This window comes from Neisseria sp. HMSC067H09 (genome assembly GCF_001814135.1).
In the GTDB taxonomy this organism is placed as follows: domain Bacteria; phylum Pseudomonadota; class Gammaproteobacteria; order Burkholderiales; family Neisseriaceae; genus Neisseria.
Genome location: NZ_KV814948.1, coordinates 1 through 8,744, shown reverse-complemented (window position 1 = coordinate 8,744; position 8,744 = coordinate 1). Strand labels below are relative to the sequence as shown.

Annotated in this window: 8 protein-coding genes and 1 pseudogene; 6 read left to right on the top strand and 3 right to left on the bottom strand. The window is 56.9% G+C overall.

The annotated features are described in order from the left end of the window. A pseudogene (locus tag HMPREF2954_RS13130) lies at nt 1-231 on the bottom strand (hypothetical protein); the annotation flags it as partial. Between the two features lie 31 nt (nt 232-262). After that, entirely contained in the window at nt 263-856 is a 594-nt protein-coding gene (locus tag HMPREF2954_RS10775; RefSeq protein WP_045073291.1) for a TetR/AcrR family transcriptional regulator, read from the bottom strand. A 444-nt stretch (nt 857-1,300) separates the two neighbouring features. Here HMPREF2954_RS10775 and HMPREF2954_RS10770 point away from each other — a divergent pair, with 444 nt between their 5' ends. The 3 genes from HMPREF2954_RS10770 to HMPREF2954_RS10760 all read left to right on the top strand — a co-directional run bounded on the left by HMPREF2954_RS10770 (nt 1,301) and on the right by HMPREF2954_RS10760 (nt 4,919). After that, nucleotides 1,301-3,346 carry a TonB-dependent receptor gene (locus HMPREF2954_RS10770; protein ID WP_045073287.1) on the top strand — a complete coding sequence of 682 codons (2,046 nt, stop codon included), beginning with the start codon at nt 1,301-1,303 and terminating at the stop codon, nt 3,344-3,346. A gap of 317 nt (nt 3,347-3,663) precedes the next feature. Continuing rightward, on the top strand, nt 3,664-4,062 hold the full coding sequence (locus HMPREF2954_RS10765; protein ID WP_045073289.1) for a hypothetical protein: 399 nt from the start codon (nt 3,664-3,666) through the stop codon (nt 4,060-4,062). 281 nt (nt 4,063-4,343) lie between these two features. Next, the gene (locus tag HMPREF2954_RS10760) at nt 4,344-4,919 is read left to right on the top strand and encodes an NAD(P)H-dependent oxidoreductase (RefSeq protein ID WP_045072464.1); all 576 of its coding nucleotides are present in this window, start codon (nt 4,344-4,346) and stop codon (nt 4,917-4,919) included. Between the two features lie 15 nt (nt 4,920-4,934). Here the strand turns inward: HMPREF2954_RS10760 and HMPREF2954_RS10755 are convergent, their stop codons facing one another. Further along, nucleotides 4,935-5,696 carry an SDR family oxidoreductase gene (locus HMPREF2954_RS10755; protein ID WP_045072462.1) on the bottom strand — a complete coding sequence of 254 codons (762 nt, stop codon included), beginning with the start codon at nt 5,694-5,696 and terminating at the stop codon, nt 4,935-4,937. Between the two features lie 171 nt (nt 5,697-5,867). On the opposite strand from HMPREF2954_RS10755, the gene HMPREF2954_RS10750 reads away from it, so the two are divergent. The 3 genes from HMPREF2954_RS10750 (at nt 5,868) to HMPREF2954_RS10740 (ending at nt 8,706) form a co-directional block, all read left to right on the top strand. Further along, the gene (locus HMPREF2954_RS10750) at nt 5,868-6,701 is read left to right on the top strand and encodes a bifunctional transcriptional activator/DNA repair enzyme AdaA (protein ID WP_045072460.1); all 834 of its coding nucleotides are present in this window, start codon (nt 5,868-5,870) and stop codon (nt 6,699-6,701) included. Next, nucleotides 6,691-7,317 carry an alpha-ketoglutarate-dependent dioxygenase AlkB family protein gene (locus HMPREF2954_RS10745; protein WP_070689142.1) on the top strand — a complete coding sequence of 209 codons (627 nt, stop codon included), beginning with the start codon at nt 6,691-6,693 and terminating at the stop codon, nt 7,315-7,317. The genes HMPREF2954_RS10750 and HMPREF2954_RS10745 overlap by 11 nt, the downstream gene beginning before the upstream one ends. Before the next feature lie 156 nt (nt 7,318-7,473). After that, the gene (locus HMPREF2954_RS10740; protein WP_045072457.1) at nt 7,474-8,706 is read left to right on the top strand and encodes an MFS transporter; all 1,233 of its coding nucleotides are present in this window, start codon (nt 7,474-7,476) and stop codon (nt 8,704-8,706) included. Nucleotides 8,707-8,744 lie beyond the last annotated feature (38 nt).

The following is an 8,744-nucleotide window of genomic DNA, read 5'->3' as shown; positions in this document are numbered from 1 at the left end:
CTTGTCCTGATTTAAATTTAATCCACTATATTTCAGCCATCCTTTCATCACAGGTTTGACGGTATATTGCCTGTTCCCCTCAAACCGTAGATATTTGAGAAAACTCTTTATCGGCTGATAATTAGCCGGCTGCTTATCCCAACCCCGATTTACTGTATTTTGATATGACAAACATCCGAAACGTCGTCTGAAAACGGGCAATCCGTTTTCAGACGACGTTTTGTCAAACATGATAAACCTCTTTTGGCTATCCACGGATCAATCATCCCAGACGTTCATTGCCCTCTCCCGCCAAGCCGTGCAGCAACAACCCCAATACGTCCTGCGGCAGCTTTTGCGGCGCAGCGGCATAAAGCGCGGCCAGTTGCGGATGGCGCATCAATATATCCGCCTGACGGATGAACAGGTCGATGAGTTCCACCGGCAAATCGGGCTGAATCAGGCGGCGTTGTTGCAGGGTGTGGAAGAAACCGCGCATAAAGGCGTATTTTTCTTCGTTCAACTCATGGAAAAACCGCTCCAGCTCCAAATCGGTGTTTTCTTCGATGTCGCGCAGGAAGGCGGCGGAATAAAGCTCGTCGAACGACTGCCGTTGCAGGGCGAACACGGCTTCGGCGGCTTCGCGCAGGCTGCATTGCCGTGCAAGCAGCGCCTCAAATTCGGCACGGACGCGGTTTTTCTGTTCGGTAACGATTGCCTGCAAGAGCGCGTTTTTGCCGCTGTAATATTTGTAAAAGGTAACGCGGCTGACGGCGGCCTCGGCGCAGATTCCACCCACGGATACGGCGGAAAAGCCGTGTTCGCGGAACAGGCGGCGGGCGGTGTCGGCGATGGTTTGTTGTTTGCTGGCGGTCATGACGGTAGAAAGGTTTTGATTTTGTTCATAAAGGGTTTCATTAAAGTTATCCGCAAGTCGGATACTCATCATATTTCCCCACGGCGGCAATGGCAATACGGCGGTGTTTCAGACGACCTCTTTCCTTGTCCCTCCGCTACGCCCTACGAATGAGGGGGCTGTCGGATGCTTAGCAAGCCAAATTCATAAAGGCCGCAGAATCGCCCTCCCCCAACCTTTTCCCGCCGAATGGGAGAGGGAATTGTTTTGAGATGGTTCACTATAGAAAGGGGGATGTAAAGTGAATGATAAACACTTGCATTCCTGTTTTTTGTTTCTTATACTTTACATTAATAGTTTGTTTTATGTAAATGTGTAAACAACAAATATTTGCATACTGACGGAGCGGTTGGATTGCCTGATGGTCAATCCGCTCCGACGTATGCCGTCTGAAAGGATAAGGAAATGCAGAAACACACCCTCCGCCGCCTCCCCCTATTGATTGCCGCCGCCTTTGCCTCCGAATGGATTTATGCCGCCGATGCGGCGCAAAGTGCGGAACAAGTGCAGTTGGAAGAAGTCGTCGTCACCGGTGAACGCACCAACCGCAGCGGCTTTGAAACCGCCACGTCCAACCGCGTTTTCACCACGCCCAACATCGACCGCAGCGGCCACAATCTTTCCGCGACCGACCTGCTGAAACAAACCGTGAACACGGTGGACTTGGGCAGCGGCAACGATTTGCCGACCGTGCGCGGCGTGGACGGCTCCGGCCCCGCTGTCGGCGCAGTGGCGTTTTTCGCGGGCACGCGGCCGCGCCTGAACCTGTCCATAGACGACCGCTCCGCCACTTACAATGAATTCGCCTTCGGCACGCAGTCGCTGTGGGACATGCAGCAAGTGGAAGTCTTGCGCGGGCCGCAAAGCCATGTGCGCGGGCAGAACGCAGTGGCGGGCGCGGTGGTGATGCGTTCCAAAGATCCGACCGATGAATGGGAAGGCGCGCTGCGCTTGGGTTTGGGCAACCAGAAAACGCGCAACATCGCCGGCGTAGTGTCCGGCCCGATTGTGAAAAACAACCTTGCCTTCCGCCTGAGCGCGGAGCGGCAGCAGCGCGAAAGCTACGAACCATTCGTGTCCTATGAGCCGACCGGCAACCCGCGCCGCGTGGAAAACACCAACGTGCGCTTCAAACTCCTGCTCACGCCCGAAAACCATCCCGATTTTTACAGCCGCCTGACGCTGAACCACATCCGTTCGCGCGCGCCGCAAAACGAAATCATGGGTAACACCGCCAGCCGCCGTTTTTTAAAAGAAAAGCCCGTGTTCGTAACTGGCTCGACATCGGGCATCTGGGACGTATCGTGGCAGCTTAACGACTACCTGAAGCTGGAAAACAAACTGGTTTACGGCCGCTACCACAACGAGCGGCTGCACCTGCCGATGACCGTCAGCCCGCAAGGCGTGCCCGCAGAACTCAAAGGCCGCGAACTGCAATGGGAACCGGTATTGCATTTTTCAAACAAAGGTCGTCTGAAAGGCCTTGCCGGGCTGCACTACTTCCGCAGCAAACAAGACGAATGGGTAGATATCCGCAGCGTCGGCGGCCGCAACACCTTTGACGACCGCAACAGCGTGCGCGCCCTGTTTGCCGAAACCACATACAGCCCCAGCGAAAAATGGGACATCACGGCCGCCGCCCGCCTTGAAAAAGAAACGCACAAACGAAGCGGCGGCAGCGGCGCACTGCACCTCGATTTAGACAAAGGCCAGACCGTCTTCCTGCCCAAAATCGACATTGCCTTCAAACCCACCGACCAATGGGTCAGCGGCATCAAAGCCGCGCGCGGCTACAACCCCGGCGGCGCGGGCATCACCTTCGGCCGCCCCGTCGTAACCTACACTTATGAACCCGAATATGTGAACAACTACGAGTGGTACACCCGCTGGCGCAGCGCAGACCGCCGCCTGCAACTCTCCGGCAACCTGTTCCTGAACCACTACCGCGACATGCAGCTCCCCTTCTATCTCGGCACCAACTCCGTCGTCATCCGCAACGCCAAAAAAGTCCACACCTACGGCGCAGAACTCGCCGCCGACTGGCAGGCGACCGACAGCCTGAAACTCACCACCGGACTGGGGCTGCTCAACACCAAAATCAAAAGCTATCCCGACAGCGGCATCGAAGGCAACAAACTCGGCCGCGCGCCCAAATACACCGCCAACATCGGCGTGAAATACCTGAACGACAAAGGTTGGGAAGCCGGCGGCGACGTACGCTTCTACGGCGGCTACTACTCCGCCGCCGACAATGCCGAATCAGGCAAAATCGGCGCGTACAACCAAGTCAACCTCTACACCGCCTACAACTTCAAACAAGGCCGCGTCTCACTCTACGCCGACAACGTGCTCAACCGCCGCCGACCCATATTCATTTCCAGCGCCGACCGCCAAGACGCGCTCTACCAACGCCCCAGAAGCGTCGGCGTGAGCGCGGAATGGAAGTTTTAGGCGGTGCTGAAATGATAGAGGTCGTCTGAAAAAACGTAGGTCGGGCATCAATGCCCTATACCTACGGTTACTGGAATAACGAAGGTCGTCTGAAACGGCCGTAACAACCGACTGCCGTCATTAGCTTACGCAAGTCCGCTTCGCTACCCCCGCGCAGGCGGGAATCCAGAATGGAGACTCGAAGACACTTCTTTATCCGATAAGTTTCTGTGCGGATGGGTCTGGATTCCCGCATGCGCGGGAATGACGGCACAAGAAGTCTAATCATCAACAATATCCAACCTGCGCCCAACCCCCAAAACACCCAAAGGAACCCCATGCACTACTTCACCCCCGCCAAAACTCTGCCCGAAGGCACCATCTACCTGACCGACCTGACCCACGTCGCCGACTTCGCCGACTGGCTGGCCGAATTCGAAACCCTGTTAGACCAAAACCACCGCTTCGCCACCGTCTGCACCCCCATGCGGCGGCAGGTGAGCGACGAACAGCGCATTGCCGACCGCAAAACCTACATCGAATGGATAAAGGCACACCGGCCGCAACTTGCCGAACGCTGCGCCGCCATGCTCCTCATCGAACCCGACGCGGCGCAACTGGCGTTCTTCCGCGAACAATCGTCCAAACTCGCCCCCGCGCTGGGCGTGAACTACATCGTCGAAGCCGACGAGCAAACCGCCCTGCTGCGGGCGGAAGAAGCGTTGAAGGTCGTCTGAAAACAGAATCCATACTCCGGCAGCGGCTTTATAGTGGATTAACTTTAAATCAGGACAAGGCGACGAAGCTGCAGACAGTGCATATAGTACGGAACCGATTCACTTGGTGCCTCAGCACCTTAGAGAATCGTTCTCTTTGAGCAAAGGCGAGGCAACGCCGTACTGGTTTAAAGTTAATCCACTATATCATTCAGCCTTGCCTGCCCGATACGGATTTGAGCAAACCGACATTCTTTTGATAGCATGGGAAAACTCGGCAACTGACTTTCAGGAGTACAAAAATGTCATTTACCACAATCATTTATGCCCACCCGTACGATCAAAGCTTCAATTACGGCATTTTGCGGCGTGTGCAGCAACTGTTGGACGAAAAAGGCGAAAAATACCGGCTGATCGACTTATACGCAGACGGCTTCAACCCCGCCTACACCAAAGAAGAGCTTGCCCTGTTCAACCAAGGCAAAGCCCTTGACCCGCTGGTTTTGCATTATCAGGAACTCTTGAAAACCACCAACCGCCTGCTTTTTATCTTTCCGATCTGGTGGGCGGATATGCCCGCCATCGTCAAAGGATTTGAAGACAAAGTTTTCCTAAAAACATTCGCCTACATCCCCACTGCCACAGGCCTGAAAGGCAACCTATCCCACATCAAAGAAGCACTGGTCATCAGCACGTCCACCGCCCCCACATGGTATCTGAAATGGTTTGGCGGCAACGGCATCGGCAAAGCGATGGTGGGACACACGCTCAAAGGCATCGGTATCGCCAAACGCCGTTGGCTCAACTTCGGCAATATGGACAAATCCACCGACGAACAGCGGCAGGCGTTTTTGGCAGATTTGAGCCGAAGCGTGTAATCTTCAGGCGGTCTCTTACTTCACCGCCGAATTTCCGCCGTCCGCAAACAACGCCGTACCCGTTACAAAACTGCCCATCGGGCTGACGAGGAACAAAATCGCGGCGGCAATTTCTTCGGGTCGGGCGATGCGTTTGACCGCATGCAGCCCTTCCGCCCATGCCCGCTGCTGCGGGTCGGTAGTCATCATTTCCGTATCCGTACCGCCGGGAAGCAGGGCATTGGCGCGGATACCTTGGGCGGCATAATCGGCGGTGATGCCTTTTGCCAGAGCAGCAAGTGCGGCTTTGGCACAGCCGTAGGCGGTTTTGTTCGGCAGGGCACAACTGGTGCCGACAAAGCTGGACGTGAACACAATCGATCCACCGCCGCGTGCGAGCATAGCGGGAATTTGGCTGCGCGCGCCCAGAAAGGCAGCAGTCAGGTTTCCGTCCAGCGTTACCCGCCACTCTTCGGGCGAAAGTTCTGCCAAGGGTTTGTACGCTCCGATGATGCCCGCGTTGTTCACGGCGATATCCAAGCTGCCGAACTCTCGCTCTGTCGCATGGACGACGGCTTCGTGCGTTTCAGGCAGCACTGCGTCACCTGCCACGGCAACAGTCCGTCCGCCGCGTGCGCGTATCAGTGCGGCGGTTTCTTCCAGTTTGTCGGCACGGCGGGCACATAAGACAACGTTTGCGCCGTGCTCCGCCAACAGCAGTGCAACCGCGCGACCGATACCCGACGACGCGCCGATAACGGCGGCGGTTTTATTGTTCAAATTCAATAAGCTTGACATAACGTTCCTTACATATGCGGTTAAAGACGATGCAAGTTTAAGGAAGCCGCGATATAAAGACGACCCGATTATTGATGAATTTCAGACAGACAAACAATCTTTCCATCAACAATCGGGTCGTTTCTTGTCGGCTTTCAGGCTATCCTATCCCATACAACGACAGGATAATTTATGAACTTAAATCAAACCCGCCAATTCCTCCGCATTGCCCGCGCCATCGAATACCTTTACGACCATGCCGCCGAGCAGCCCGATTTGGCGCAGGTGGCGGCGGCAGTGCACGTCAGTCCCGAACATTTGCAGCGCGAATTTTCCGCATGGGCGGGCATCAGCCCGAAAAAAATGCTGCAACACATCAGTATCAGCCGTGCCAAAGAAGCCCTGAAAAACAGCGAAAGCGTGGAGGAAGCGGCGCATTGCGGCGGACTGAGCGGCACGGGGCGGCTGCACGACTTATTTGTCGGCATCGAAAAGATGACTCCGGGTGAATACAAAAACGGCGGAGCAGGCCTGCAAATCAATTACAGCCCGATTCCCGGCCCCTTTGGCGACCTGTTGGCAGCGGCAACAGACAAAGGCATCTGCTTCATGCGTTTTTCAGACGACCCTTCCGCCGCCCTGAACGAATTGCGCGCCGAATATCCGAACGCCCGCCTAATCGGGCAGGAAACCGCATTCCACCGACAAGCCGCCGACATCTTCCGCACACAGCGCGGCCGCGTTACCCTGCACATCAAAGGCACACCCTTCCAGCTCAAAGTCTGGCAGGCGCTGCTCGATATTCCCGCAGGCAGCCTGCAAAGCTACGGCACGGTGGCGCAGCGCATGGGTTCGCCCAAAGCCGCACGCGCCGTCGGCACCGCCATCGGCAAAAACCCCGTCGCCGTACTCATCCCTTGCCACCGCGTCATCAGAGAAAGCGGCATCATCGGCGGCTACCGCTGGCAGCGCGGACGTAAAATGGCGATATTGGCGCACGAATTGGGAGATGCTGATGACGCTTGACCTCTTCCCCGAAACCGCCAACCCGCACGCCAACCTTCTGCCCTACGACGGCATCGTCAGCGATTTCGGACGGATTTTCACCATCGCCGAAGCTGACCGTTATTTTAAAATTTTGCAGCGTGATATTCCCTGGCGGCACGACGAAGCCGTGATATTCGGCAAGCACATCATCACTGCCCGCGAAGTCGCGTGGTACGGAGACACGTCCTACAACTACGGCTATTCCGGCGCAAACCGCATCGCCCTGCCGTGGAATGGTGTCTTGCTCGAACTCAAAAACCGCGTGGAAGCCGCCATCGCCGACATCTGCCCCACCCGCTTCAACTCCTGCCTGCTCAACCGCTACAACAACGGCAACGAAGGCATGGCGTGGCACAGCGACGAAGGGCAGGGGTTGGTCAAAGACAGTGCCATCGCCTCCCTCAGCCTCGGCGCAACGCGCAAATTCGCCTTCAAACACAAAGAAAGCAAGGAAAAACGCGAAATGTGGCTGGAACACGGCCAGCTCATTGTGATGCATGGCGAAACGCAGAAACACTGGCTGCACACCATCCTAAAAAGCACCCGCATCCAAGAGCCGCGGATTAATCTGACGTTTCGGGTGATGAAAGGATAAAAAGGGGCTGCTTTTTCCATTTCAGACAGCCCCCGAAAGTCGTCTGAAAAACTGCTTGAAAATGTAAAACAGAAGAGCCGTAGGTCGTCTGAAACGTTTTTCAGACGACCTACGGCACCCACATCATTCCCGTACACTCGCAATAGGGAGCCATCCATGTCCCAACAAACCCCGACATTCCCCGCCCCGCGCGACTGGCTGCTGCTTATCGGCGGCAGCACCTACAAATTCACGCTGACCGGTTTTTATCTGGTCGCGCTGGTCGCTATTTTGAAAAACCACGGTTACAGCCTGAACCAACTGAGCTGGATACATTTAATCGGCGGTATCGAAGCGGCGAAGGTGTTGTTTGCCGCGCTGATGGAGCGGCGGCCGGCGGGGCGGTTCGGGCGGTTTCGCGGCTGGCTGCTGGCGGCGACGCTGGGACTTTCGGCGGTGTTCGGGCTGATGGCCTGCACCGACATGACACGGAATTTTCCGTTGCTTCTGGCCTGCTGCGTTTTGCTCTCGGCGATGTCGGCGGTGTACGGCTGCGCGATGCTGGGCTTGTCGTGCATCGTCCTGCCGCACCGCGAACGCGGCTTCGGCGGCGTGATTCAGACGATGGCGGCGCGCGGCGGCAAGATGATCGGCGGCGCGCTGGTGTTGTGGCTGTATCAGGAATACGGGCAGACGGCGGCGGCGGGATTTATGCTGGCGTTTACCCTGCTGATATTGCTGCAACTCTTGTGCTACCGCGAGCCGGAAAGTCCGACGGCGCAAGGCGGTTTGACGGCATTGGCGGCGCGGCTGGTCTCCTTTTGGCGGCAGCCTGAAACGGGCTGGCGGTGGCTGGTTTTGCTGTTTGCCGTCGCCGCGCCGTATGCGTTTGCGGCGGCGACTTTTGTGCCCAAGCTGGCGGATTTGGGCTTTACCCCGAAGCAGACGGGCGGGATTCTGGCGGTGGGTATTCCTGTTGCCTGCCTGATTGTGACGCCGCTGTCGGGCTGGTTTTCGCGCAATTATCCGCGCCGCAAACTCGTGTTCCTGCTCTACGCGCTGCAACTGCCGCTTTTGGCGTCCATGACTGCCATCGACGCGCTCGCCCGCGTCCACCCTTGGCTGCCGCCCGCGCAAATCATCGCCCTGAGCCTGAGCTACACGCTGCTGCTGCCGGTGATACTGGCGTTGGTGATGGACAAATCCGACAGCGCCACCGCCGCACTCGACAGCAGCCTGCAATTTTCCGTGGTTCTGCTCGGCAGTTACGCGGCCGGTTTCGCCGCCCTGCGGCTGGCAAAGGCGGTCGGCTATGCCGATGCTTATTGGGCGGCGGTGGGCCTTGCCGTATTGGCGGGCGGGCTGCTGTATGCATGCAAAAGCCTGTTTGACTCAGACGAGCCGTCATGAGAGATCGTCTGAAAACTGAACTGCACCCCAAAAGTTGG

Excerpts from the sequence above, each read along its gene's own strand:
- HMPREF2954_RS10740 (WP_045072457.1), top strand. The coding sequence starts at position 7,474 with ATGTCCCAACAAACCCCGACATTCCCCGCCCCGCGCGACTGGCTGCTG.
- HMPREF2954_RS10750 (WP_045072460.1), top strand. The coding sequence starts at position 5,868 with ATGAACTTAAATCAAACCCGCCAATTCCTCCGCATTGCCCGCGCCATC.
- HMPREF2954_RS10770 (WP_045073287.1), top strand. The coding sequence starts at position 1,301 with ATGCAGAAACACACCCTCCGCCGCCTCCCCCTATTGATTGCCGCCGCC.
- HMPREF2954_RS10765 (WP_045073289.1), top strand. The coding sequence starts at position 3,664 with ATGCACTACTTCACCCCCGCCAAAACTCTGCCCGAAGGCACCATCTAC.
- HMPREF2954_RS10745 (WP_070689142.1), top strand. The coding sequence starts at position 6,691 with ATGACGCTTGACCTCTTCCCCGAAACCGCCAACCCGCACGCCAACCTT.
- HMPREF2954_RS10760 (WP_045072464.1), top strand. The coding sequence starts at position 4,344 with ATGTCATTTACCACAATCATTTATGCCCACCCGTACGATCAAAGCTTC.
- HMPREF2954_RS10755 (WP_045072462.1), bottom strand. The coding sequence starts at position 5,696 with ATGTCAAGCTTATTGAATTTGAACAATAAAACCGCCGCCGTTATCGGC.
- HMPREF2954_RS10775 (WP_045073291.1), bottom strand. The coding sequence starts at position 856 with ATGACCGCCAGCAAACAACAAACCATCGCCGACACCGCCCGCCGCCTG.